This window comes from Deltaproteobacteria bacterium IMCC39524 (genome assembly GCA_029667085.1).
Lineage (GTDB): Bacteria > Desulfobacterota > Desulfuromonadia > Desulfuromonadales > BM103 > M0040.
On record JARUHJ010000004.1, the window covers coordinates 163,956 to 190,124 of the forward strand.

Here is a 26,169-nt window from a genome sequence, read left to right on the forward strand (position 1 = left end):
TTTAAGGCGGTCAACATTTCGCTAACTGGAAAAGATAAATGACGCAACGTATCATCCCGATCACCTCAGCAAACTTTATTGCCGGCAGAACCCCCGACCAGCCACTGGACCTGCCGTCCATTTTCGGCAACGATCATCCTTTGGCACTGGAAATAGGCTGCGGCACAGGCCATTTCGTGCTTGAGCGTGCTCGCAAACAGCCCGGGACAAACTTCCTCGCTATTGATATCTACAATAAAGGGTGCCTTAAAACCTGTAAGAAGATTGACGAAGCCGGCGTGCAGAACGTTCGTGTCATGCGCGTTGAAGCCCGCTGGCTGCTGGACAAAGGTCTGCAACCTGAGAGCCTCTCTGCGGTCTATATCAACTGCCCGGATCCCTGGCCCAAAAAACGCCACTGGAGCAGACGACTGGTCAACCGTGATTTTCTCCTCAACCTGGCTCAGCATCTGGAACCGGGAGGAGATTTCTTTTTCAGCACCGATTTCGACAACTATGCGGAGAGCGTCGCAGAGCAGATTCGTGACCTGAACGGCTATCGCAATATGCTGCAAGACGAGTGGACGCACTGCTTGGCCGACTACCCGATCTCCAAATACATGCAGAGGTTCCTCGATAAAGGTCAACAGATCTACTACCTGCACTACAAACGTGATGCAGGCGTGCCTCGCCATCTCCTGTCATCCCCTCCGGTACGGCGAGGTTTTCGTTTTGACTGGCAAAAGGTCGGAAATGACTGAGTATCTTACGACTCAACTGCCAGGAACGGGAGGGATCATCCGCCAAAGGCCAGAAGACTTCCAGGTTGAGGAGATCCCCCTTTACGAACCCTGTGGAGAAGGCGACCATCTTTTCATCCGTGTAGAAAAGAGCGGATTGACCACCTACGATTTGCTCCGGGAACTTGCGAGCGCCCTTAAGTGCAATGAACGCGATCTCGGCTATGCCGGGCTCAAAGATGCCAGGGCGATTACCCGGCAAACGGTCTCCGTGCCATTACGCAAACCGGAAGACGTCAAAGAACTGGAGATCCCGGGGGTAACGATCCTCTCAGCGCGCCTGCATGGCAATAAGCTGCGTCCCGGCCACCTGGCGGGGAATCGCTTCCAGATCCGCATTCACCAACCCGACCAGGAAGGTTTGTCTCGCGCGGAGACGATTCTTGGCGTCCTGCAGGATATCGGTGTACCCAATCGTTTTGGCGAACAACGCTATGGCTCTCTGGGCAACTCCCACCGTATTGGCAAGGCCATCCTGCGCAACGACTTTAAAGCCGCTCTTCGAGAAATCATCGGCGACACGAAAGAGATTAACCATGAGGGTTGGAAGCAAGCGGTTGAAGCCTTTCACGCAGGTGACTTGAAGACTGCCGTAGAGAAATTACCTCGCCATTGCAGACCGGAGCGCCGTCTGCTGGAGATGCTTCAGGAAGGCAAGAGTGCTCGCAAGGCGGTCCTTGCTATGCCAAGAAAGCTGCTCCGACTCTACCTTTCTGCGTACCAATCTTGCCTCTTTGATCGCTTGGTCGACATGCGCATGGCTTCCCTGGAGCGCCTCTGGCCCGGAGATCTGGCCTACAAACATGTTAACGGCGCCTGTTTTCTGGTCACTGACCCTGAGTTGGAGCAACCGCGCGCTGACAGCTTCGAGATCAGCCCCACAGCCCCCCTATTCGGCTACAAGAGCAAGCTTGCCAAAGGCCAGGCCGGCCTGCTTGAGCAAGGCCTGCTCGACAAAGAGCAGCTCAACCTTGAGGCGTTCCGTCTATCGGGTGGTCTGGCAATGGAAGGGGAACGGCGGCCGTTGCGGGTACCGATTCAGGCCCCGGAATGTATTCGTGAAAAAGACTCGCTGCTGGTGACCTTTTCATTACCGAAAGGCAGCTTCGCGACGACCGTCCTCAGTGAGATTATGAAAACATGAGGTTTTGCCTTGAATTGGCAAACCCTTTGCATTAAAAACAGTTTAAACAACACTTCGATTTTTCGTTGCAGTTGCTCATTTGCCGCTTAATTCGTAGAGGAGCTCAAGGCATGTCGCAAACGAACGAACAAGACTCCCCTAAAAGGGAAGATCTCCGCATTAACTTTTTCCGCCCTCGACCCGGCTTCATGCGTAAAGAGGTGACGATTATCTGGGTCACCCTGGCCGCCTGGGCCATTATGACCTTCGGCATGCCGATTCACCTGGCGTTCGTTCACACAGACCCAACCAGTACTCTTGCCGAGGCTCCCTATATCTTCGGCATCCCCGCGTACTTCTGGTTCAGCGGTCAATTTCTGATCCTCTGGTTTATCTTTCTCTGTTTTATCTTCAATGTTCTGATTGACTGGCTGAGTTCAAGCTACCGAAGACGGCGTTAGGGGAATGGCGATTATGGAACAATCGATTAAATATACTCCTTTTTTCCTGCTTTGCGGGGTGCTCATCGTTTCTCTTATCGTGGGCCTTTTGAGCCGACGCCATGACAGGGGTGGCTACGGCGTGCAGGTGAGATCAATTGGCCATGCCAGCATCGGCGCAGCCATCGCCTCTAACTGGATGAGTGCCGCATCTTTCCTCGGCATTGCGGGCGTTTTTTTCCTCAACGGCTATTTTGCCTTCGCCTACATCCTGGGCTGGACTGGCGGCTACGTCCTGCTGCTGGTTCTGATGGGCAGCCAGATTCGTCGTTTCGGCAAATATACTGCGCCTGACTTTGTCGAAGCCCGTTATGATTCTTCAGTAGCCCGTGTCTTTTCTGCAGTCATTGCCATCGTCATTTCCCTGATTTACTGCGTTGCCCAATACAAGGGAATCGGCATGGTTTTCGCCTGGATGTTCGGCATTGACTATACTCAGGCTCTGGTTTTCGGCACCCTCATAACCTTTGTCTACCTGGTGGTTGCTGGAGGGTTGAAAGCCGCTCGCAATCCACAGATGCACTATCTGGTGTTAATCATCTCTTTCGTCGTACCTCTGATGCTGATCGCTAAAAAGCTTGGCTACAATTGGCTGGTACCACAGTTCAGTTACGGCAGAGCCCTGCGTGATCTGCCTGAGCAGGCTTCCAATGCCTACCTGTTCCCCTGGACCTTCGGATCACCTTACGAGTGGATTGCCCTCTGTTTCACACTGATGGTCGGCACTGCCGGGCTACCCCATGTCCTGTCACGCTTCTACACGGTTCCAAACAACCGGGATGCCCGCTGGGGTGTCGTCTGGGGGCTCTTCTTTATCGGTCTTCTCTACTGGAGTGCACCGGCATTTGGCGCCTTTGCAAGAACCTGGTTGACCAACTCGGGAACGATTCTGACTCCAGCTGAATCTCAGGCTCTTGCCGACATTATTGTCATCAAGACCGCAGAGTGGGTTGGCCTGAATGAAATTTTCGTCAGCGTACTGGCAATCGGTGGCGTCCTTGCAGCCATCAGCACCATAACCGGGCTGCTGGTTACCGGCGCCGGCGCAATCTCTTACGATATCTATTATCGACTGATCAACCCCAAAGCCACCGAAAGTCACCTGCTGATTGTCGCCAAAGGAGCAACCCTGGCTCTGGCACTCCTGGTGTTGGTGATTGCCGTCAATCCTCCCGGCCTGATCGCCCAGATTACCGCCGTGGCTTTTGCCCTGGCCGGGAACACCCTCTTTCCTGTTTTCCTGCTTGGTATCTGGTGGGACAGAGCCAACAAGTACGGAGCTATTGCCGGCATGACGGTTGGTACGATTATAACCTTTGCACCGATTCTGCTTGGCAACCTGATACCGATGCTCCGCACAATTCTGCCGCCAACCTCATCGGCCCTCGTTGGCGCACCTGTCGTTATTCTGACAATGATTATCGTCTCACGCCTGACTCCGCCACCACCTGAACACTTGAGACGGTTCCTGGTAGAAAAGGTTCACAGCCCCTAGAAGAGGCCCCTGCAACAACATCGTGCAGCATTGACCTCAGCACCAAGCTTGCTGTAATGTGCCGAAAAACTAAAATGTCGTTTTATTGTGACGCCAACGATTCTATAAAATGAAGTTGATCTTATCCGCAGGAAGCCTCTACACTTTACCACCGACCCAGGTCTTTGAAATGGCCAGGGATGTCGGTTTTGATGGTATGGAAGTCATCGTAAACCACGACTTCTCAGGATCAAAACACCTCGACCACCTGCGTGACCTGCAAAGCATTCTTCCCGTTCTTTCCATCCACGCCCCCTTTTTTGAGATTGATGGTTGGGGGAACAAGATTGACCAGTTAAAAATATGTGCGGACCTGGCGTTGAATGCCGGTGTCCCTCTGATCAATTTTCACCCGCCCAACTGGCTGTTTTTCGAATTTAAATTCTGGAGATGGCTGAAAAAAATCAAGAATTTTCAGTCTGAAATCGGCCAGGACGGTGTTCTTGTAACCATAGAGAACATGCCCTGCCTGCCACAATTCAAGATCAACCCGTACCTGCTTTCAAAAATAGACAACATGGTCCGTTTTATGGAAGACAGGAACCTGTACCTGACATTTGACACTGCCCACTGCGGTTCCATGCATACCGATTTTCTCGGCGATTTCCATCAATTCTATGATTCTGGTCGTATGCGCAACATACATTTCTCCGACTACGGCAATGGTCGTGAGCACCTTATACCAGGACACGGAGCCCTGCCCTTGACCCGTTTCCTCAATCACTTGAGAGAAACCCGCTACGATCACGCGCTGGTGCTGGAGCTCTCCCCCCACGAATTCCCGAAAGACCTTGAGCTCATCAAGGAAACCCTGATTGAAGTTTTTGATTACTTGTGCCAGGAAACCAGGCACTCATCCACCAGACTGGGGAAGGTTGCAGGACCAAGTTAGACAACCAGGCTTCCGCCCGCCGTCAAATTTAGCGAACGATATACACTGAACAGTGTGCGTGAAGTGATATTTTCGTTGAAACACTGCCAAGAAGTGTCCGTTTCATGCGGCCTTTGCCGGATGAACCCACCACGATTACATCGCAGTTCTTCTCCTCGGCCAGCATCATCAATTCTTCGGCGGGGTCTCCATACATAACCATCGATTCAAGGTCGACGCCTGCTTCTGCAGCCACCTTTTCAACAACATAGAAGAGACGGTCGCGCTTTTCCTGCCAGCCGGGCATTTCGGTTGCGGGTTTATCAGGGAAAAAATCGGTAAATGATGGTGTTTTCATGTTTGGAAGAACCAGCACAGCATAAAGGTTGCTTTTAATCTTTGCCCCCGAGATAGAAGCCAGCCGTACAGCTTCTTCAGCGGCCTTGTCCGACTGCGGGGAACCATCAATTGCAACGATAATTTTCTTGCTGAGTTTCAACATGCCGAGCCCTCCCACGATTTCATTAAGCTGAATTTACCTGTCGGCCTATACTGTGTCAACTGTCACACAGATTTGACAAAAAAGACTTATCTGTTTGACTTCTATAAAACACTATTTTAAAATCATCTAAGAGGTAAAAAACCATGGCCCCTAAGTGTTTTTTTTCTCAACCATTTATCACAATAATTTCCATTCTACCTTGACAGCTTAAGGCTGTTTCGTTAGAAAATATGTTTGCATAAAATTTGCACCATCTAACTCATCACCCATCAAGGATTTTCAAAAAATGGCCAGGAAAGAAAAGTCCGAATATATCATCCAGGCAGTTTCCCATGCCCTGGACTTACTGGAGCAGTTTCATGACGAAGTCGATGAGCTTGGCGTTACCGAGCTCAGCAAACGTTTAAAGCTGCACAAAAATAACGTTTTCCGCCTCTTGGCCACACTCGAGTCCCGCGGTTACATTGAGCAGAACAAGGCGACCGAAAATTACCGCCTCGGGCTCAAGGCTCTGGAGCTCGGGCAAACTTTCATCAAGCAGATGGGTCTGTTACGTCAGGCTAAACCGATCCTTGAGAAAATGGTGTCCGAATGTAACGAAACCTGCTATGTCGCTATTTTCAAGGAAGGCCATGTCGTCTACCTCGACATGGTAGAAACAGACATGACGGTTCGCGTCGTCTCCCGGGTCGGATCGCGCCTGCCGGCCTACTGTACCGCAGCAGGCAAAGTCTATCTGTCCCACATGTCCGATGATGAGATCAACGAGATCCTGCCAACGGAAGACTTTCAGGTCTATACCGACACAACCATCAAGAACCGTACGCAACTCAAAAAAGAACTAGTTGAGGTTGCTGAGCAGGGCTACGCTATCGACAATGAAGAACTCGACCTCGGCGTACACTGTGTTGCTGCACCAATTCGTGACTACACCCGGCGGATCGTCGGCTCGATCAGCATCTCCGGGCCGAACATGCGCCTCGGTGAAGAACGCATCAAGAAGGAGTTGGTACCACTGGTGCTGGAGGCTTCCGAAGAGCTTTCGACCCGGCTCGGTTATCACAAGTAAAAGGTTCTCAAAACTCAATGCCAAAGGCCCTGCATTCGATAAGTGCAGGGCCTTTTCTGTATAAAGTATCCGCCCATACAAGCCTCATCAGCAAACAGGGAACAAGATTGACACGCACACCTTAAATGCTATGATGAGAATGGACATTTACTAATAAATCAAGACACTTAAAAGGCATTAAGCGACAGTGGGAACAGACCCGTTCGATCATTCCGAGACGAATCAAGATTGTCAGACCCTGCGTCAACTCGCGCAAGAGGAAGGGGTGTCTGAACCGAACGACCTCCCCTTCATGCTTCGGCCACCGGGAGCGACTAGTGCGGCACTGCTGGTCCATGGTTTTACAGGTACGCCTTGGGAAATGCGCCTGATTGGTGAAGAGTTGGCCATTGCCGGCATTGCCAGTCTCGCCATTCGCTTGCCAGGCCACGGCACTTCACCGGAAGACCTTGCCAAAAAACGTTGGGAAGACTGGTACGATGCTGTTCAGGTGGGCTACACCATCCTCCGCAAAGACTATTCATCAATTTACGGTATAGGCATGAGTACAGGCTGTCTATTACTCTTGGCGGCGGCAAGAACAAACCCGATGAGCGGTCTGGTTCTCTTCTCTCCCTACCTGCGGATCCAACACTGGCTGGCGCCTTATGCCGGATTGTTAAAATGGTTTCGTCCCTATCAGGTAAAAGCAGAAGCAGACAATTCGCAGAAGCACTACTATCGGCGCAGGCCGGTCGCCGGCATCCACCAGATCAACCGACTGATTAAAAGAGTCCGTAGCCAGCTGCAACTTATAACCTGCCCGGTACTGGCATTCAACGGTGAAGGGGATCAAACTGTCGACATTGAAAGCGGTCGTGAATTGATAGACAGGATGGCGAGTGAGATTAAAGACTACCGGTGTTACGGCACCGACGTCCCTCATGTGTTAACCCGTGAGGAGAATCCATATCGCGTAGAGATGTTTACCCAAGCAATCGAGTTTATTCAGGGCCTCGAAGGACCGGAGCCCACCGTCTCGACAAGATAGTGATACAGAGAAGTCACCGCATGACGTGTTTGTTCTAACGAACCTGAGTTGTCTATCACGAAGTCTGCTTTCTGCACCTTATCTGCCTGCGGCCATTGGGCAGCAATCCTCTGCTTGGCCTCCGCTTCGCTTATTTCATCCCTCGTCAAGAGACGTTCCACCTGTAAAGCAGGATCAATCACCACAACCAGAATCTGGTCAACCCGGCTCTCGGCGCCAGCTTCAAACAAAAGTGGAGCCTCGTAGACGATCAGATCATGGGGTGAATTTTTCAACGCCATCAAGCGACATTCAGCAAGATGGGCAATTGCAGGATGAGTAATGAGATCAAGTCGATGCCTGGCTAAGGGATCGGAAAAAACTTTTTGCGCCATCACCTCACGGTTCAGACTTCCCCCTGCTGTCAGAATCTCCACCCCAAAGGCATCCACCAATTTGGCCAACGTCGGGCTGCCTTGATTTACAACTTCCCTGGCGAGGAGATCAGCACTCACCAGGCTAGCACCGCACTCAACAAACAAATCAGCAACGAAGCTTTTCCCCGAAGCAATCCCACCGGTGAGACCGAGAATCATGATGCGACCTTTCCTCAAAGCTGTATGGAATAATCATTCTTGAGTAGAGACGAGATATCATGACATTTCTCGACAGGACTTTGCAAAAAAAATCAATGAGACACACTCGTGAAACACCAGGAGAAGAAAGTGTCGGCAACAATAGCCTCGGGACTGGTCAAAGCGATTAAAATCATTTAGAATGCACTGAAGTTTTGTGACCCTCACTCAACCAGCCTGCAGGATAGATACCGGAACCCTGAAGATGCAAAATGGCAGCGAACTCCACAACCTGATCGCGACCGCCCTCACCGGTGTGGTCAAACAGATCAAATCCGTCAGGTACTACCCTGCGAAGCACCCGGCCTTACAGGCCGCGGCAAAGGAGAGTCTGCGTAGCTTTGAACCGATCCTTGGTGGAGGCAACCACCTTTCCGTGACAATCCGCAAAGAGGGCTTTCTTTTTGATGACAGCCCGGTCGCCAAAGGCAACCAGGTCATTACTCAACTTGCAACATTCTGCTTCGCCCGAAGAATTCAGCACCTGACTTTTTTGGCCGATCTCAATAGTAGTGACCTGCATCACTTTGTCCACTACCTGCTGCTCGACCCTCAAACACTCCAAAAGCAGGGCGGCATCCAGGCGATTCTTGAAAAAGCCCGACTGACTACGATCTGGACCAACATCCGCGATCTGGATGATATTCTGGAGCGTCGGGAAGAGATTGAGTCGCTCCCGGAAGACCCGGAGTTCGACCCCGCCGCAGTACTCGCTGGTGGAGAGGACGTGGATGAAGTTCAAGCCCAGTCTGACGCCCTGGCCCTGGAGACACTTCTGGCCAGGATGGAGCAGGAAAACAATGACGCCCGTTTTCAGAAGGCCCTGCAGGAACTGGTTTCTCTGCTGAGGCTTCAACTGAACGACGAACAGCGTCCACTGGTCATGCGGGCTTTTCTCCTTTTATGCCGGAGCGCTACAGCTAAACAATATTCCGAGGAGCGCAGACAAAATGCCCGACTGTGTCTTGGTCAACTATCCACCGACACAACAACCGATTACCTGGTTGCATACCTGACTGAAGAAAAGACCGAGAAGAAAACCCGCAACACCCTCATTCAGATACTGGCCTTCATGGGCAGTAAAATCACAAAACGCCTGCTAGAAATTCTGTCTGGCGAGAGCTCCGCAACAAAACGCAAGATACTGCACGAGGTCCTGGTGCGCAGCGGCCCGGTCTCGCTGCCTTTCATCAATGAATATCTCAGCGATGATCGCTGGTTCGTGGTGCGTAATGCCGTCGCTCTCCTCGGCGACATTCGCAGCCAGGACTCGTTGGCTGAACTCACCCTGCTGTTGCAACATGATGACATCCGCGTCCGCAGGGAGACCATTCGCGCCCTGACCAGAATTGGCGGCAAACGCGCCATTAATATCCTGCTGCAGACCGCTGCCTCAGACGATCAGGATCTGCGTCGCCAGGCCATCCTTTCGCTCGGAGCCATGCGCGCGACAGTTGCTTCGCCAACCCTTTTGTCGATGTTAAAACAAAAGGGCTGGAGCCAAAGGGGCATTGACCTCAAAAAAGACACCATTCGCGCTCTCGGTGAGATTCGCGATCCCGCAGCCATACCAGAGCTATTGAAGATCATCACAAAAAGACGTTGGCTGCACAAACAGCTGAACGATGAACTACGTGTTGCGGCGGCGGCAGCGCTCGGTGACATAGCAGAAGAGAGCACACGTGCAGCTCTGGAAAAAGCGACGAATGACAAGGCCACGACTGTCGCTCGGGCAGCAGCACAGGCCCTCATGCAGCTGGACAAGGCAAACACATGAACGTTGATGAAATAAAACAGGTCGTACAGGTACTGGCAGCGGCCATTAAAGGGCTACGCCTCTACGCTGTCAACCATCCCGCCACAGCCAAACAGGTCGAGTCCCTGCAAGACGGCCTGTTCGGTTTATTACAGCACAAAAAGTTAATCAGGATGGGACTCTTGGAGGGGACTCTTTTTGTCGAAGACCATCTCTTCATGGATGAATTCCCGGCGGCCACCGAGCTTGCAACGCTTCTTGAATCTCGCGAACTGATAGGCTTTGAATTCATGGCAGGCCTCTCGGCCGTTGAGATCCAGTCGTTGTTGAACCTGATCCATTCCGGAGGCGGCAAAGGTCAGGATTTTGCTGACGCCCTGGCTTCGCAAGGGGTCAAAAAAATCCGCGCTGTCGCTGCGGAAGATGATGACGACGACCAGAAACCACGCAAGGTCTATCGTAAGGCGCTAAAGGTCGTTGACCAGATTTTCCAGGATGTACGCATGGGCGAGATCCCTTCTTCTGACGAAGCAATCAACGTCGTCAAGAGCATGGCCCAGTTAACCATGACAGAACCTCACGCCATGATGGCCTTGTCGATGCTCAAAGATTACGACAACTATACCTTTACCCATTCGGTCAATGTCTCGGTACTGGCCCTTGCCGTCGGCAGAGCCTGCAATCTAACCGAGGAGCAACTTAAAACCCTTGGCCTCGGCGGGCTGTTGCACGATCTTGGCAAGCTGCGTATTGATGTCGACATTATCACCAAGCCAGGAAGGCTGACCGATGCCGAATTTGACGCAATCAAAGAGCACCCCGGTTTCGGCGCAGAAATCATCAAGGAGATGGAGGATGTTACCCCGGAAGTCATGCAGATTGTCCTCGGCCATCATCTGCGTTACGACCGGTCTGGTTACCCTTCCAATGCCGTCGACAACATCGCCTCACCGCTGGTTGAGATGGCGGCCATTGCCGACGCCTACGACGCAATGACCACGCTACGTTCTTACCAACGGCCCTTCACACCCCGTAGGGCCATTGCACGGCTTAAAGAGATTTCCGGGTCTTCATTACACCCTGACTTTGTCATGCCCTTTGTTGAATCGCTCGGTGCTTACCCGGTCGGCAGCCTTGTCCGGCTTGACAACAACGAAATCGGTCTGGTCACCAAGGTTGACACCAAAAACACCAGCCTGGTCGACATCAAAATCATCTTCAACGCCGCGGGCGCACTCCTCGAAGAACCGCGCAGAATACAATTACGGCCAAACCAGCCAAGAAGCATTATTGCCGAAGTCGATCCACAGACAAAGGGCATCGACGTAACAGACTTCTTCGATTTTGACTCCTAAAACAGATAAGGACCGGAAGAATCATCTTCCGGCCCTTTATTAATTTTTCAACCAGCCCCCACAAACCAGCCTCCAGTCGCCGGCACTAGCCTTTCAGCGGCAATTCACTTAACGCCTCAACAGCAGCAACGCGTACTGTCGCGCGACTATCCCTGGTCAACTTCATCAGTGGTTCAACGCTGTCAGGAGAACCGATAGAACCAAGAGATCTCGCGGCACTCGCTACCAGCTGCTCATCATCTTCTGCCAGCAAGGAGACAAGATAAGGAGCAAGGCGCACATCATCAAAGTGGCCAAGAGCTTCTGCAGTATGAACGCGAACGGAGGGAGAAGGATCTTTGAGATGCTTGACCAGACTGCTGAGCGATTTAGGGTGGGCTTTTGCACCGAGGACCTGGATTGCCGCACCCCGGATATCGGCATCAGGGTCTTTCAGCAAGCCAATCAGATGCGGGAAAATATCCGTCGACTTAACCTTCTCCATGGCAAAAATCGCCTTGACCCGCTGGCCACGCTTGTCTGACTTGAGCTCCTGAATAATCTGCTGCAGGTCCTGGAGCGATTCAAGGCATTCAAGGGCGGCGGCCGCAGCAACGCGAACGTCTTCCTCGGAATCATTCAATAGTTCAATGAGCAGGTTGCGTCTTTGCTCGAGTGACATATAACTCCCCACAGGTAAAATCAAGGACCTCAAAGTTACCAGAAACTAACTGGAGGCGCAAACATGAAAAACAGACAGAAACAAGAACGGGCAGAACCTGAAAAGTCCTGCCCGAAGAGTTCATCTTCCAGAGCTGCGAATTAGAACGGAATATCATCATCGGGGTTGAAAGGTGGTTCCTGTGGAGCAGATGAAAAATTCTCCGCCGGAGTGGTCGGACGACCACCGCCCCCTCCACTACCGCCGCCCTGGTCTCCGGCACGACTGAGCATCTGCATTTCGTTTGCCACAATTTCGGAGATGTAGCGCTTATTACCATCGCGGTCGTCGTAGGATCGGTTTTGGATACGTCCTTCAATATAAACCTGCTTGCCCTTGGTCAGATACTTACCACAAATTTCCGCAAGACCAGCCCAGACAACGATATTGTGCCACTCGGTTTTGTCCTGTTGCTCTCCCTGCTTGTTTTTAAAACGTTCGGTTGTTGCCAGGGAGAAGGTACAGACTGCCGTGCCTGACGGCGTATAACGAAGTTCAGGATCTTTCCCTAGATTACCGACTAAAATGGCCTTGTTGACTGACATAGAATCTCCTCCATTGCATTTGAGTGAAAAAGCAGTCTAGCCGAATCCGGGCGGACTGTAAAGAGCTCTTAAAACCACTCTGCAAAGCGAAACAATGACAAGCTGTTACAGGAAGGAGACCCATTTCATAACGCGCCACAATTTACACCCAATCATCTCTACATTTTTTTCACAGCGTAACAAGAAAACTGACCGGAAAATCCCCCTGGGAAGGAAAGGTTTTTTGCCATTCCCTTTCAAAACAGCTTATAATTGTCTCAGTTTAAGATGCTTCAGGATTTTTATGGCAATGCATAAACATCTGACCGCCCTGAGGACAAGCCACATGCGCATACTGATCATAGAGGATCAACCAGAAATTCTTCAGAACATCGCCGACTTCCTGGAGCTAAAAGGCTACTTTGTCGACTGCGCCTACGACGGTCTGGGTGGCATGCACCTGGCGGTGACACAATCCTTTGATTTGATCATCCTCGACCTAATGCTGCCAGGCATGGATGGCATCACCCTTTGCCAGAGACTGCGTCAGGACGCCAGAGTCGACACACCGATCATTATGCTCACGGCTAGAGACAGTGTCGATGACAAGCTCTCCGGTTTTCAGGCCGGCGCTGACGATTATCTGGTCAAACCTTTTTCATTGCCCGAGCTGCATGCCAGGGTCGAAGCTATCTTACGCCGCGGCCAGACCAGCCAAAGAAACCTGTTAACGATCGGTGACCTGAGCTACGACATGAACAGCCTGGAAGTAACCCGCCAGGGGACGAGCCTCAAGCTCAGCCCAATCGGCCTTAAAATACTGGAAATATTAATGAAAAAAAGCCCTCACGTGGTCAAGAGGGAGGCCCTTGAAGAGCTCCTTTGGGGAGAAGACCTGCCGGGCAGCGACAGCTTACGCAGCCACGTCCACACCCTTCGCCAGACCATCGACAAACCCTTTGAATCCCCCTTGCTGCACACAGTGCATGGCATCGGCTATTGCCTGAAAGCTCAATCAGATGGAATTTAAATCGCCCCTTTCGCAAAGGATTTTGATTTCTTTCATTCTCCTGACAACAGTGGTCAGCGGGCTCTTCAGCTTCGGTATCATGGCCGCGATCAACCTTGTTAAAGAAGACCTCGTCACCGCTGAGTTTAATCGAAAGTTTCCGGACATTCTGGTCGACTACGAACGTGGAAAGACACCAGACCTGGACCTTGGGACCCAGTTCTACAGTGGCACGGAAGGCCTGCCCTATTACCTGCAGGACCTGGAGCCTGGCTTCAACGAGGTGAAAAGTGAACAGAGCTCTTTTCATGTCCTGATGCGCAAAGAACAGGAAAGGCCTTTCTATCTTGTCCGGGAGCAGACGAATTCAGGGCAACATGAAAACCTCCTGCAAATCACTGTCATTGCAGGTTTCTTCCTCAGTGTCATCGCCTCGTTGATTCTCGGCATCATGATGATCAGGCGAATCATCGCCCCGGTCAAAAGGCTAACCGATCAGGTCCATAACCGTGAGAAGCTCCTACTTGATGCACCGCCCCTTTCTTCCGGATACACAAATGATGAGGTGGGCCGGCTGGCGCAAGCTTTCGACAGAACCATCGGCATGCTGCAGGAATCTCTACTGCGGGAGAGTCTCTTCACCAGCGATGTCAGCCACGAGCTCCGCACCCCCTTGATGGTCATAAAAAGTTCCTGTGAACTGCTCATCGCAAAAGATCAGCTTGATGACTACACTCGCCAACGCATTGATACGATCAACAAGGCGACCAGGGAGATTCAGGAATTGGTCGACGCTTTTCTGACCCTGGCCCGTGGCAAAGACACCGAGCAGGAATCAGCTTCGCTGACCAATGTCATTCACAGGGCCCTGCACGAGTGGCAACAGCAAGCAGGAGAGAAAGGGCTCACCTTCTCCCTGGAAGAAGGCGAGTCAGGTCAAGAAAGGTTGGACGGTCTGTTTCCCGCCCCCCTGCTGAGGACGGTTCTTAACAACCTGATATTTAATGCAATCCATCACACCCAAACAGGGGGCGTCACCCTGACCGTTCAGGCGAAAGGGTTTTCAGTCAGCGATACAGGCTGTGGCATTTCGGAGTCCGAGAAGCAAGCCGTATTCAAGCCATTTTACCGCGGTGAATCACACAGCAGAAAAGGGCTCGGTCTTGGTTTGTCACTTGTTCAGCGTATCTGCCAACGAGAAGGCTGGGATATTTCTATAAGCGACAACCAACCGACCGGCTCCTGCTTCACCGTTTCTCTCAAAAAATAACTTTTCACGTTTTTTTCACATTTTTTCAACACTCCCGTCACACCCACTCCTCTAAAGTACGAATCAACGCTGCAACTCTCAGAGCCCTTGATCAGGCTCATGAACCCTTCAAGCGGCATTACCACTCTGAGAGAGAAAACATCAAAAACACCTCCTAACCTCCTGATAGGCTGCCTCCGGGGCTTTGATTGAACACAAGGCCCCCTTTTTTTGTCTGTCACCTCCCACAACATTTCTGACCCATCTTGTCGCATCAACTGCCTCTGAGTGATGACGACCCAATGCGTCCTGGCAAAACTTTCATTGTTATATGAAGCAAGACAATTGCTCGAGAAGCCAAGCTGGACTAATATTCACAACATGATTTCTTTGATTATCAATGCTGATGACCTTGGCTGCAACGCATTGCGCGACCGTGGCATCCTGGAAGCGCAGCAAAAAGGGATAGTGACCAGCGCCTCAATACTGGCCAATGGCTCATCTTTCAACACGGCAATAAAACAGGTAAAGCACTCTAAACTTCCGGTTGGAGTCCACCTGAACCTCGCAGACGGAAGAGCTCTGACCGGACCGATCAAAGGCCTCACAGATAGTTCCGGCAACTTGCCAGGAAAAAAGGAACTGCGGCGACAGTTGACTGCCAACTGTTTTGACCCTGAAGAGATCCGCAAAGAGCTCAAGGCCCAGGTTCAGCGCATTCTTGAAGCAGGTGTACAACCAGACCACCTCGATGGTCACCAGCACTGCCAGCTGTTTCCTTGCCTGACAACAATGGTCACGGAGCTCGCTCGCGAATACGGTATCCCCGCCATGCGCTCAGCCTTGCCGGCAGACATCAGTCTTAAAGATCCGAGCGACCCCCTGGGCAAGGAGTTGGCCCTCTACTGTCAGCTTGGTCATAAAGCCAAGGAGATCATAATGACTGCGGGCCTACTAGCACCGGACGGCCTCATGGGCATGCCTTTACTCAATCAACTCGACCAGACCAGGCTCTATCATGTTCTTGAAAATATCCCTGAAGGCTTCTGGGAACTCATGGTTCACCCTGGCTACAGCTGTGACTCGGGCAATCCTTTTGATGGCCCTCAACGTGAAGTTGAGCTTCTGGCTCTACTCTCCCCGGAAGCGAAACAGATCATTGCACGCCGCCATATCCGGTTGTGTCATTTTGGAGATTTATCATGCGCATCCTGATTGTTGTACCAGAACAGGATCGTATCAGCGGCAACTGGGTGACCGCCACGCGTTTTCAGCAAGGCCTGCGCGCTCACGGCCAGCAGGTTGTCTTAGAGGAGACCGGCCTGCGACCGGAACCGCGCTTTCTGGAACGCATTCAGGCCTTTGCCCCCGACGTCACCATCCTGCTACACGCCTACCGTACCGGAAAGCCGTGGCTGGAAGCGACAGCCGACCGCAGGCTGCCAACGGTAGTCTTACTTACCGGCACAGACATTAATCACGGCCTTGAGAACCCGTTGCAGCAAGACGTCATCAATACGATTCTGCGTCAAGCGGAACTCGTCCTGCTTCAGAACCCACTACTTGCAAAAGCCTTCTCTTCAAGTCACCCTGAGCTCAGCGTAAATCTGAGAGAGCTTCCACCAGGGATCAGCTTGGGCAAGGAGGAATATCTCCTGCGCGACAGGCATCAACTCGCAAAAGATGCGACACTTTTCCTTTGCCCGGCGGGACTGCGCGCTGTGAAAGGGCCTTTGGAGCTACTTGAACTGTTTGATCAGGTCATCACACACAGTTCAGACGTCCTGCTTGCCTTCTGCGGGCCCATCATTGAAGAGGAGTACAGCCAACGTTTCCTGTCAGCACTTGAGGCACGACCTTGGGCTCACTACCTTGGCGCTATTCCCACCCAAGCGATGGCAAGCGCCATGCGCGAGGCCGATGTCGTTGTCAACAACTCTCAAACCGAAGGTCTCGCAAACAGCCTTTTGGAGGCCGCAACACTTGGTGTTCCGATCCTGGCGCACAAGATTCCCGGCAATGTCGCGATCGTACAACACGAAACCAACGGGCTGCTCTATACCAGCCAGGAGGAATTCGTGGTTTACAGCAGACAGCTGCTCAACAGAAAAAGGCGTCAACAATTATCCTCTCCAGAGCCAGGTCGTTACGACCCGGACAACGAAGCCTCGGCCCTTCTGAGGTTCCTTCAACAAGCAGTGCAGAGTGGAGAGAAGTAAAGATCGTCAGGTTCAAGAGAGGGCTTTTTTGACAAAGGCAGGGGACAAAAAAGACTTCTCTAGTTGAACCCGCACCCCTATATCGCATACTATTTACACGAACGACTGAGATTTCACTTTCGAAGGAGATCCCTTTGCGGAAACATTTCGGCGAAAACCTATCCCCCGCAGTCAAATACTGGATCTTCATAATCGGCATCGTCACCGTGATCTTCACCGTGATCTTCGGCAGCGTTGCGGCGTCTTACCTTAACCTGGCGCCGGAAGAACAAGCCGTTGCTGAAAGCCTTTTTGAAAAACTGATCCCCTTCCCCTTTGTCGGCTCGATCGCCCTGGTGGCCTTCATCTGCACCATGGTCAGCCTGCTCTTTCGCTACTACGTCATACCGGTGCTGCGCATGGCCGAACAGACCCGCCTGATCACTGCCGCCAACCCCGACTTCCGCATCTCCGTTGAAGGCGCCCGAGAGATGATCATGCTGGCAAATATCATCAACGAATCGGCCGACGCCTTTCAAAAACTGCAGAGTGAGGTTGACAGCAAGATCAGCCATTCCAATCGAGCACTCAAACGAGAACGCAATCGTCTTGCCGCCCTGATGTCAGAGCTGCCTTACGGGGTCGTGGTCTGCAACAGAGACGGCAAGATTCTGCTTTACAACCGCCGGGCACAGGAGATGCTTCAAGGAAGCGATAGCACTCAGCAAGGAGGAGCCATCGGCCTTGGAAGGTCGATTTTCAGTAGCCTGGAAAGAGATCCTTTGGTACATGCCCTGGAAGTCATGAACCACGCGTTTGCCTTAGACCAGGTAAAGCCTGCGCTCGGCCTGATGACCAAGCTCTGCGGGGACCGTTTCATTCGCGTCAACATGGCACCGGTGACCGATGATGGCGAATCAGGTCATCAACTCTCAGGGTTTGTACTCTCCCTGGAGGACATTACCGGCGAAATCGATGCTGACAGTGACCGTGACCTGCTTCTGCAAGGGATGATCGATGCAGTGCAGAACTCTCTCGGCAAGTTGCACAAGGGGATCAACAGCATCTGCGAGATGCCTGGCACGGGAGAGGACGCCTGCAATCGTCACCGGGAGGCGATCACGCGGGTCACCAAAGACCTGGAAGAACACCTGGCTTTGGCCAGAAAACTTTACGGTGAACACCACCGTGCTTATGGCAATCGTGAGAATGTGATTGCCGACACCCTGCTAAAATTGATCGCAAAAAACCTTTACGAACGTTTTTCCATCCAAACGGAAACGCATGTCAATCAAAGCATCTGGATGAAGCTCGACAGTTACGCCATAGTTCAGGCCTTTACCACTCTTGCGGGCCTGCTGAATGCTGAATATGGGGTGAGCAAAATCAAGCTGCAACTCGATGAAGATCAAGGGTCACTGGCAAACCTTACAGTGCAATGGCAGGACCAAGCGGTTCCCACTCAAGCGCTCCATGACTGGCAGACATCACCACTCTTCATGGACAGCGACGGCGCCGCTGATTCTCCGCAAACAATCATCTCCGCACACGAAGGAGAGGTCTCCATTATCAAGAGTGACACGATCTTCTGCACCGGCATCAAGGTGACGCTACCCACTACGCTGGCCGAGGAAACTGCCGACCTGCAATCATCAGTGTCGCCCCGCCCGGTCTCCTACGAGTTCGACCTCTTTCACCAACCCGGCCAGGAGACTCTCGGTAAGATCTCTTTGCGCAAACTTGCATTCGTCGCATTTGATACCGAGACAACCGGGCTGAACCCTTCCATGGGTGATGAAATCATCCAGATTGGAGCCGTGCGTATTGTCAACGGTCGGTTGCTGCACGATGAATGTATCGACCAATTGGTCAACCCGCAACGACCGGTACCAAAATCTTCTGTCGAAATCCACGGCATCGACCCCGAACTGCTGTCGGCACAGCCGATCATCACCGAGGTTCTCCCCGACTTCCACGCCTTTGCCATAGATTCGGTGTTAGTCGCACACAACGCTGCCTTTGATATGCGATTTCTACAACTCAAGGAAGAGGCCATCGGCCTGCATTTCGACAACCCCGTCCTGGACACCCTGCTTCTGTCATCGATCGTTCACCCGAACCAGGAGGGACACTCCCTGGATGCGATTGCCGAACGTTTTAACCTCACCATAGTGGGCCGTCACACAGCACTTGGCGATGCCCTGGTCACCGCAGAAATCCTTCTAAAACTCATTCCCCTGCTGAAAGCTCAAGGAATTAACACCCTCGAAGACGCACTGATCGCTTCCAGTCAATCGCCTTTTGCCAAAATCAAGTATTGAGTCCAAAACCGATCTAGCAGTCATAAGCCGCGAGAAAACTAGCGAATAGACTTGACAAAACGGTGTTGTACTGGTGTACTTAAATATCTGGTTTTACAGGACAAATGATATTAATTACCGTAGATGTTCCACATCCCGTGGCACATGACATTTGTTGCTCATTTTTACCCGTGGAGGAGACAGATGAAAAAGCTGAAACTACTTGTTGTATTGTCCCTGGTCGCCTTGCTCGCGACCCCCGCCTTTGCAGCCGACACCATCAAGATCGGCTTCAACATCCCGATGACCGGGGACATCCCCGAAGTTGGGGAAGGCTCCAAAAACGCCGCTGAAATGTACCTTGCCGATATCAACGGCGCCGGAGGTCTTGAGGTTGGCGGCAAGAAGTACATGCTTGAGTTCATCTATATGGACAACGAATCTAAAGCCGACTCGGCAGTCAACGCTGCCCTCAAACTGATCGAGCAGGAAGAGGTCGTGGCGATTATCGGCCCCAACTCTTCCAAGCAGGCAGTCCCTGGCGGCGGTACCGCTAACGAAAACCGCGTGCCGATGATCAGTCCCTGGTCGACCAATCCGAATACCACGCTGGACCGTCCTTGGGTTTTCCGCGCCGCCTTCCTCGACCCCTTCCAGGGACCAGTCGTTGCTGACTTTGCGGCCAAGAAATTCGGTGCCAAGACCGCAGCAGTGCTCTTCGACGTCGCCAACGACTATTCTGTCGGCCTGGCAGAAGTATTTAAAGCTGCCTGGGAAGCCAAGGGGCTCGGCCCGGTCGTCGCCTACGAGTCGAATGGCACCAAGGATCAGGATTTCTCAGCCCAACTGACCACCATTATCGCCGCCAAGCCTGATTTCATCTTTGTTCCGGAAAACTACAACCAGGTCGCCCTGATCATCCCGCAGGCGCGTGATCTCGGCTACAAGGGTCCCTTCATGGGTTCCGACGCCTGGGGTACCCCGGACCTGGTCAAACTCTGTGGCGAGCAGTGCAACGGTCAGTACTTCTCAACCCATTACGCTGCAGCCGGCGCCAAGGGTGCGACCAAGGTTTTCATCGATCGCTACACCGAAAAGTACGGCTCAGAGCCGGCTGACTATGCCGCCCTGACCTGGGATTCCATCGGTCTGATGCTCGAAGGGATCAAGAACGCCGGCATGGTCGACTCCAACCCGCGCAAGATGCGCCAAGCCATCCGTGACGGACTGGCTGCTATCAAGTCTTTTGACGGCGTCACCGGCTCATCCAAGTTTAATGAGCAGGGCGACCCGATCAAGTGCGCTGTTATCGTTAAAGTCTCTGACGAGGGAACCTTTGTCTTCGAGGAGTCTGTTTGCCCATAACACGCTAAACACATTAAGCAGGAAAAAGGACGGGGGTCCGCGGGCCCTCGTCCTTTTTTATCCAATCCCGAGTTCGTCATCAAAGACCAGAAAATCAACGATTGATGCATTCACAAAAAAAGACTAAAGTAGAGCGCCGAAGAAAAACAACTGCACAGCTCGCGCGCTTTGTAACACCCTCAATAATTATTTCAAGGAAGTAGGGTCTCGTGGATTTCATTATTCAAAATGTTTTGAACGCCCTGCAGTGGGGGAGCTTTTATGCTCTCATTGCCCTGGGCTACACCCTGGTCTACGGGGTGCTGCGCCTGATCAACTTCGCCCATGGCGATATTTTCATGGTCGGAGCCTACATCTCCTTTTTCGTGGCCAGTTTCCTGATCGGCCCGATCGCCGGGCTCTCACCGATCATGGCCTTCGTCATCACTGTGCCCCTGACCATGGTTTTGACCTCGCTCGTTGGCGTGACCCTGGAACGGATCGCCTACCGGCCCCTGCGGCGCAAAGGCGCACACCGGCTCTACGTGGTCATCACTGCACTGATGTGCGGTCTGGTCCTTGAGTACTCGAACTTGGCCATGCTTGGTGCAAGCCGTTTGAAATTTCCCGAACTGGTTGAAAAACAGATTTGGAATATTGGCGGCATCACCCTGACCAACCTGAAGGTCATGGTGATTGTGACCGCTATTCTGGTTTTCCTGTTTCTGCAGTGGGTGGTGACCCGTACACGGGTCGGGATGGCAATGCGCGCCATCTCATATGACAAATTTGCTATCCCGCTGATGGGCATTCCCGTCGACAACATCATCGTCGTCACCTTTGTTCTCGGCTCAGGGTTTGCCGGTCTGGCCGGGCTGCTGTTCGCCATGAGCTATCCGGTTCTGGAGCCGTTTATGGGAATGCTGATCGGCTGGAAGGCTTTTATCGCCGCAGTGGTTGGCGGCATCGGTGACATCAAGGGGGCGTTTGTCGGCGGCTTCCTGCTAGGCTTCATCGAGGTGGGCGTGGTCTCGGTCTTCCCCTCGACCTACCGGGACCTGTTCGCCTTCACCATCCTGCTGCTTATTCTGTGGATAAAGCCCTCCGGGCTGTTCGGCATTCCGCAGTCAACCAAGATATAGGTTGGGAGATAAAGATATGAAAAAATACTCTCTCAACATGTTGCTGGTCGTCTTCGCTATCGGGCTCCTGTTCGCCGCTCATTTCAACCTCATCGACGGCTACATCCAAATTGTCGTCATGACCATCGGCATCAACATCATGATGTCCACCAGCCTGAACCTGGTCAACGGCAACATGGGCGAATTCACCTGTGGCCACGCGGCTTTCATGTGCATCGGCGCTTATATTTCGTCGATCCTTTCGGTGTTCTGCTTCGGCACTAAGTTCGGAGAACCTCTGCTGCCGGCAGCCTCAGTACTGATCGTTTTCCCTATCATCCTGCTGATCGGCGGTGCGGTGGCTGCCGTCTCCTCGTTGTTGGTGTCGGTACCATCCTTCAAGACCCGCGATGACTACCTGGCGATCATCTCCATTGCCGTCAACTACATGATCATCTCGGCCATAGAGAATCTTGACTTCGTCGGCGGTTCGCGCGGTTTTCAGGGGATGAAAGATACCACATGGGCGATGATCGACATCTTCGATGGTCCATGGATGCTTTTCTGGGTCATCAATTTCACCATCTTCACGGTCTGGGTGATCCGGCGCTTCATCTCCTCCACATACGGCAAAGGTGTCAACGCCATCTGCCAGGACGAAGTGGCGGCCGAAATCATGAGCGTCAACACCAACAAGATCAAAATCATTAACTTTATGGTCGCTGCCGGGCTGGCAGGATGCGCTGGTGGACTTTACGCACACATCATCGGCTACGTGAATCCGCAGTCCTTCAACATTCTCAAATCGACCGAGGCGTTGGTCATGGTCTATCTTGGCGGCATGGGGTCTCTCTCTGGCGCTGTCATTTCCGCCATCATCTTCACCGGCTTGCTGGAAGTGCTCCGCTCCCAGGCAATCATCGACGGCCTGCTCTCACCTGTCACCTTTATGTTTCCCGACTGGGAACCCTCGGCAGGCGTCATCAAATGGGTCATGATCCCGCTGATGCTGATCATTGTCATGCAGTTTCGCCCCGAAGGAATCATGGGCAACCGGGAATTGGGAGATGTCTTCCCCAAGTTGAAGAAATTTTACAGGTTTAAATAATGGCACAGACACAAGAACAGACAGATAATGCGCCGGTCCTCGAAATCAACGGGCTGACTCAACGCTTCGGCGGCCTGACCGCAGTTGACAATTTTAATGTCAAATTGATGCCGGGGAAACTGACGGGATTAATCGGCCCCAACGGCGCCGGCAAGACCACGGTCTTCAACCTGGCCAGTGGCTTCTACCAGCCGTCCGAGGGAGAAATTCTGGTTGGCGGCAAACCAACGGCTGGCCTCAAACCGCATAAAGTGACCGCGCTCGGCATTGCCCGCACTTTCCAGAACATTCGCCTCTGGAACGACATGACAGTGCTCGACAACATCCGCGTCGCCCAGCACTACTGGCTCGGTTATGGCTTCTTCCACAGTGTCATCCGCACCAAACGATATAAGCAGCGAGAAGATGAAATCGAACAGGAAGCGCAAAAGCTGCTCGAGGTGTTTGATCTGCAACGCTTTAAAGATGAGTTTCCGAAGAACCTGCCTTACGGCACCCAGCGCAAGTTGGAGATCGCCCGCGCTTTGTCGACCCATCCGAAGCTACTGCTGCTCGACGAGCCAGCTGCCGGCCTCAATTCGCATGATGTCAAAGATCTGATCCGGCTGATACGCTGGATTTACGACAATTTCGATGTCAGCATCTGGATGATCGAACACCACATGGACGTGGTCATGGAGCTTTGCAGCCATATCAAGGTCATCGACTTCGGCCAAACAATCGCCGAAGGCACACCGGAAGAAATTCGCAACCATCCCGCGGTTATCACCGCATATCTGGGAGATGATGTAATCTGATGCTGCTGCAAGTTGAAAATCTCGAAGTCAAGTACGGCAATATCCAGGCGCTGCACGGGATCAGCTTTCATGTTAACGAGGGCGAGATCGTCACCCTGATCGGCGCCAACGGGGCCGGCAAGACCACCAGCCTCTACTCCATCACCCGGCTGCCACCCCCTGAAGCCCCACGCGTTGTCGGTGGTGATATTAAGTTTATGGGTGAATCGATCCTCAAGGCCAAGCCCAGCGACGTGGTAAAAAAGATGCATCTCGCCCTGTCTCCGGAAGGACGGCGGATTTTCGGCAACCTGTCGGTCATGGAGAATTTAAAGATTGCCACCTACTCCCGTGCCAAGGCTGCCGATCTTGATGCCGAATACGAGCGGATCTTCGATCTGTTCCCGCGCCTTAAAGAGCGCCGCAACCAGCGCAGCGAATCCCTCTCTGGTGGCGAACAGCAGATGTTGGCGGTTGGCCGGGCGTTGATGACCGGCTGCAAAATTCTGCTTTTGGATGAGCCTTCGATGGGCCTGGCACCCGTGCTGAAGTACGAGTTGTTCCGTAAGCTCAAACAGTTGAATGAAGAAGGGATGACCATTCTTCTCGTTGAGCAAAATGCAAACCTGGCCCTCCACTTAGCCCACCGAGGCTATGTTCTTGATACTGGCAATATTGTTGCCGAAGGGACCAGCGAAGAATTACTCGGTAATCCGGAAGTCAAAAAAGCTTACCTGGGCGGCTGATTGCCAGCGCAATCAAATCCTGCACTATATTCTCTAGGAAAATCCTTACATCGCCGAAATACAGTCTTTTTTAGCAAGGCTGTATTTCTGACGCCTTTCGCGTAACAATTTTCACCCCACCTGAATAAAACATAAAAAGCTTGATATTTTCGATACTTCGGCTAGAATTAATCTTGTATAATGCAATTTTTAAAAAAGGAGAAAATCATGCAAAAGAATCCTGACAAAAAATTGAAGAAGGAAAGACTCTCCCAAGAAACACCTAATTTTACCAAGCCGGTCTGGGGTGATCTCGAAATGTCATGCGAAGATTGCAACTTCAACGGTCAGGACATCGACACCTTCCCTTGCGCCAAGTGTCACACTCGCCACTAACCAAAGGGCACAACCAGATTCCCAAAAAATGATTTTTGCCGATGAGCAAAAGTCATTTTTTATTTCCCTCGTATTTAGAAACCTGGGAAATTACCCATCTCCTAATTTGTAAGCCACAGCATTTCTACATAAAACTGCCGTTGTTTGTTCTAATTTTATTCTTGACTGATGTAGTGCATTTTTGTATTGTCGGAACATACTCAACATAGTGACCAATCTAATTTCTTGTTTACAAAGAAAGAGCCCTTTTTTAAAGGACGTATAAGTTATCCCCATAAAATTTCATACTTAACGAGATGCAGATCTCTCAAGATAGATTAAACTGATAAACACACACTTTCAAAGATTTAAGGAGTTTGCCATGAGCCAGGTATATACAGACAACTCTCTCTCGATCGGACGCACTCCCCTTGTGCAGCTGAATCGTGTAGGAGCGAAAGGCGGGGCGACCATCCTTGCCAAAATAGAAGGGCGTAACCCGGCCTACTCGGTTAAGTGCCGTATTGGCGCGTCAATGATATGGGATGCTGAGGAAAAAGGCCTACTCGGACCCGGCAAGGAGCTTGTCGAACCGACCAGTGGCAATACTGGCATCGCCCTGGCTTTTGTTGCTGCTGCGCGCGGCATCCCGATTACGCTGACGATGCCGGAGACAATGAGCCTGGAACGTCGCAAGGTCCTTAAAGCCCTCGGAGCGAACCTGGCCCTGACCCCTGGCGCAAAAGGCATGAGTGGAGCGATTGCTGCAGCCGAGGAACTGGCAGCGAGTGACCCCGATCGCTACGTCTTGCTGCATCAATTTAAAAATCCGGCCAATCCTGAAATCCATGTCAAAACCACCGGCCCAGAAATCTGGGATGACACCGATGGCAATGTTGACGTCATCGTTTCCGGAGTCGGAACCGGCGGTACTATCACCGGCATTTCACGGTATTTCAAAGAAGTTCGCGGCAAACAGATCATTTCGGTCGCTGTGGAGCCAGAAGATAGCCCGGTGATCAGCCAGCAACTGGCCGGGGAGATGCTGCAGCCGGGACCGCACAAGATTCAAGGTATCGGGGCCGGTTTCATTCCCGAGATCCTTGATCTGGACCTGATTGACCGCGTTGAGCTGGTCAGCAATGACGAGGCGATCGAATTCGCCCGGAGGCTGGCCCGCGAAGAAGGCATCCTGTCAGGGATCTCGTGTGGCGCGGCAGGGGCTGTCGCTGCCAGACTAGCGGCTCTGCCAGAATTCAAGGGCAAAACGATCGTTGTCATTTTGCCTGACTCCGGTGAGCGTTATCTCACCAGCGTTCTCTTCGAAGGCATAGTCTGAGGTATTTCCACAGAAATTAGGATATGAACGACAGTCAATCATTACCTTTTCAGTTGACATTTCCAGCATATTTCTTTATCTCTGTGGTCAAATAGTTGCTTAACAGCAGCGTCTTTATCAAGAGTGGTGGAGGGACAGGCCCTTTGAAGCCACAGCAACCGATGACCCGGAGCTTTACGTGACGGGGAGTGCCAGGTGCTAATTCCTGCCCCGGAATATCGGGGGAAGATGGGGACGGAGCTTAGAGGACATGTTTATTGTCTTTCCA

25 protein-coding genes and 1 riboswitch are annotated in these 26,169 nt (G+C 52.2%); of the genes, 21 read left to right on the top strand and 4 right to left on the bottom strand.

Annotated features, from left to right (window positions below):
• Nucleotides 1–38 precede the first annotated feature (38 nt).
• From trmB to P9J64_11290, 5 genes are all read left to right on the top strand, one after another.
• Nucleotides 39–740, top strand: a complete 702-nt coding sequence (gene trmB, locus P9J64_11270) for a tRNA (guanosine(46)-N7)-methyltransferase TrmB (protein MDG5468899.1) — start codon at nt 39–41, stop codon at nt 738–740.
• Nucleotides 733–1,923: a tRNA pseudouridine(13) synthase TruD gene (gene truD / locus P9J64_11275; protein ID MDG5468900.1), complete on the top strand. Its 1,191-nt coding sequence runs from the start codon at nt 733–735 to the stop codon at nt 1,921–1,923. The genes trmB and truD overlap by 8 nt, the downstream gene beginning before the upstream one ends.
• Nucleotides 1,924–2,033: 110 nt before the next feature.
• Nucleotides 2,034–2,363, top strand: a complete 330-nt coding sequence (locus tag P9J64_11280; protein ID MDG5468901.1) for a DUF4212 domain-containing protein — start codon at nt 2,034–2,036, stop codon at nt 2,361–2,363.
• Nucleotides 2,364–2,376: 13 nt separating this feature from the next.
• Nucleotides 2,377–3,897 (top strand): cation acetate symporter, encoded by a 1,521-nt coding sequence (locus P9J64_11285; GenBank protein ID MDG5468902.1) that lies wholly within the window; start codon nt 2,377–2,379, stop codon nt 3,895–3,897.
• A 109-nt stretch (nt 3,898–4,006) separates the two neighbouring features.
• Nucleotides 4,007–4,828 (top strand): sugar phosphate isomerase/epimerase, encoded by an 822-nt coding sequence (locus P9J64_11290; GenBank protein MDG5468903.1) that lies wholly within the window; start codon nt 4,007–4,009, stop codon nt 4,826–4,828.
• A 28-nt stretch (nt 4,829–4,856) separates the two neighbouring features.
• Here the strand turns inward: P9J64_11290 and P9J64_11295 are convergent, their stop codons facing one another.
• Nucleotides 4,857–5,309, bottom strand: coding sequence for a universal stress protein (locus P9J64_11295; GenBank protein MDG5468904.1), 453 nt, complete (start codon nt 5,307–5,309; stop codon nt 4,857–4,859).
• A 286-nt stretch (nt 5,310–5,595) separates the two neighbouring features.
• Between P9J64_11295 and P9J64_11300 the strand changes: the two genes are divergently transcribed.
• The gene (locus P9J64_11300; protein MDG5468905.1) at nt 5,596–6,378 is read left to right on the top strand and encodes an IclR family transcriptional regulator; all 783 of its coding nucleotides are present in this window, start codon (nt 5,596–5,598) and stop codon (nt 6,376–6,378) included.
• 265 nt (nt 6,379–6,643) lie between these two features.
• Complete coding sequence (locus P9J64_11305; protein ID MDG5468906.1) at nt 6,644–7,408, top strand: alpha/beta fold hydrolase; 765 nt, start codon at nt 6,644–6,646, stop codon at nt 7,406–7,408.
• Here the strand turns inward: P9J64_11305 and coaE are convergent.
• On the bottom strand, nt 7,366–7,983 hold the full coding sequence (gene coaE, locus P9J64_11310) for a dephospho-CoA kinase (GenBank protein ID MDG5468907.1): 618 nt from the start codon (nt 7,981–7,983) through the stop codon (nt 7,366–7,368). The genes P9J64_11305 and coaE overlap by 43 nt on opposite strands.
• A gap of 196 nt (nt 7,984–8,179) precedes the next feature.
• On the opposite strand from coaE, the gene P9J64_11315 reads away from it, so the two are divergent.
• Together P9J64_11315 and P9J64_11320 are read left to right on the top strand one after the other, a co-directional pair.
• Entirely contained in the window at nt 8,180–9,799 is a 1,620-nt protein-coding gene (locus tag P9J64_11315; GenBank protein ID MDG5468908.1) for a HEAT repeat domain-containing protein, read from the top strand.
• The gene (locus P9J64_11320; GenBank protein MDG5468909.1) at nt 9,796–11,133 is read left to right on the top strand and encodes an HD domain-containing protein; all 1,338 of its coding nucleotides are present in this window, start codon (nt 9,796–9,798) and stop codon (nt 11,131–11,133) included. The genes P9J64_11315 and P9J64_11320 overlap by 4 nt, the downstream gene beginning before the upstream one ends.
• 85 nt (nt 11,134–11,218) lie before the next feature.
• Here the strand turns inward: P9J64_11320 and P9J64_11325 are convergent, their stop codons facing one another.
• A complete protein-coding gene (locus P9J64_11325; GenBank protein MDG5468910.1) occupies nt 11,219–11,794 on the bottom strand; it encodes a HEAT repeat domain-containing protein in 576 nt (191 codons plus the stop codon).
• A 140-nt stretch (nt 11,795–11,934) separates the two neighbouring features.
• On the bottom strand, nt 11,935–12,378 hold the full coding sequence (locus P9J64_11330) for a single-stranded DNA-binding protein (GenBank protein ID MDG5468911.1): 444 nt from the start codon (nt 12,376–12,378) through the stop codon (nt 11,935–11,937).
• Between the two features lie 325 nt (nt 12,379–12,703).
• Between P9J64_11330 and P9J64_11335 the strand changes: the two genes are divergently transcribed.
• The 12 genes from P9J64_11335 (at nt 12,704) to cysK (ending at nt 25,901) form a co-directional block, all read left to right on the top strand.
• Complete coding sequence (locus P9J64_11335; protein ID MDG5468912.1) at nt 12,704–13,387, top strand: response regulator transcription factor; 684 nt, start codon at nt 12,704–12,706, stop codon at nt 13,385–13,387.
• On the top strand, nt 13,377–14,636 hold the full coding sequence (locus P9J64_11340) for a HAMP domain-containing sensor histidine kinase (protein MDG5468913.1): 1,260 nt from the start codon (nt 13,377–13,379) through the stop codon (nt 14,634–14,636). Before P9J64_11335 ends, P9J64_11340 begins: the two co-directional genes overlap by 11 nt.
• A 360-nt stretch (nt 14,637–14,996) precedes the next feature.
• Nucleotides 14,997–15,830 carry a ChbG/HpnK family deacetylase gene (locus tag P9J64_11345; protein MDG5468914.1) on the top strand — a complete coding sequence of 278 codons (834 nt, stop codon included), beginning with the start codon at nt 14,997–14,999 and terminating at the stop codon, nt 15,828–15,830.
• Nucleotides 15,818–16,834: a glycosyltransferase gene (locus P9J64_11350; GenBank protein ID MDG5468915.1), complete on the top strand. Its 1,017-nt coding sequence runs from the start codon at nt 15,818–15,820 to the stop codon at nt 16,832–16,834. Before P9J64_11345 ends, P9J64_11350 begins: the two co-directional genes overlap by 13 nt.
• Before the next feature lie 134 nt (nt 16,835–16,968).
• Nucleotides 16,969–19,134 (top strand): exonuclease domain-containing protein, encoded by a 2,166-nt coding sequence (locus P9J64_11355; GenBank protein ID MDG5468916.1) that lies wholly within the window; start codon nt 16,969–16,971, stop codon nt 19,132–19,134.
• Nucleotides 19,135–19,317: 183 nt separating this feature from the next.
• Nucleotides 19,318–20,478 (top strand): ABC transporter substrate-binding protein, encoded by a 1,161-nt coding sequence (locus P9J64_11360; GenBank protein ID MDG5468917.1) that lies wholly within the window; start codon nt 19,318–19,320, stop codon nt 20,476–20,478.
• Nucleotides 20,479–20,687: 209 nt separating this feature from the next.
• Complete coding sequence (locus P9J64_11365; protein MDG5468918.1) at nt 20,688–21,599, top strand: branched-chain amino acid ABC transporter permease; 912 nt, start codon at nt 20,688–20,690, stop codon at nt 21,597–21,599.
• Between the two features lie 16 nt (nt 21,600–21,615).
• Complete coding sequence (locus P9J64_11370) at nt 21,616–22,686, top strand: branched-chain amino acid ABC transporter permease (GenBank protein ID MDG5468919.1); 1,071 nt, start codon at nt 21,616–21,618, stop codon at nt 22,684–22,686.
• Nucleotides 22,686–23,483: an ABC transporter ATP-binding protein gene (locus tag P9J64_11375; GenBank protein ID MDG5468920.1), complete on the top strand. Its 798-nt coding sequence runs from the start codon at nt 22,686–22,688 to the stop codon at nt 23,481–23,483. Before P9J64_11370 ends, P9J64_11375 begins: the two co-directional genes overlap by 1 nt.
• The gene (locus P9J64_11380; protein MDG5468921.1) at nt 23,483–24,208 is read left to right on the top strand and encodes an ABC transporter ATP-binding protein; all 726 of its coding nucleotides are present in this window, start codon (nt 23,483–23,485) and stop codon (nt 24,206–24,208) included. The genes P9J64_11375 and P9J64_11380 overlap by 1 nt, the downstream gene beginning before the upstream one ends.
• Before the next feature lie 207 nt (nt 24,209–24,415).
• Nucleotides 24,416–24,583 carry a hypothetical protein gene (locus P9J64_11385; GenBank protein MDG5468922.1) on the top strand — a complete coding sequence of 56 codons (168 nt, stop codon included), beginning with the start codon at nt 24,416–24,418 and terminating at the stop codon, nt 24,581–24,583.
• Between the two features lie 361 nt (nt 24,584–24,944).
• Nucleotides 24,945–25,901: a cysteine synthase A gene (cysK, locus tag P9J64_11390; GenBank protein ID MDG5468923.1), complete on the top strand. Its 957-nt coding sequence runs from the start codon at nt 24,945–24,947 to the stop codon at nt 25,899–25,901.
• Between the two features lie 111 nt (nt 25,902–26,012).
• Nucleotides 26,013–26,136: riboswitch (SAM riboswitch) on the top strand.
• Nucleotides 26,137–26,169 lie beyond the last annotated feature (33 nt).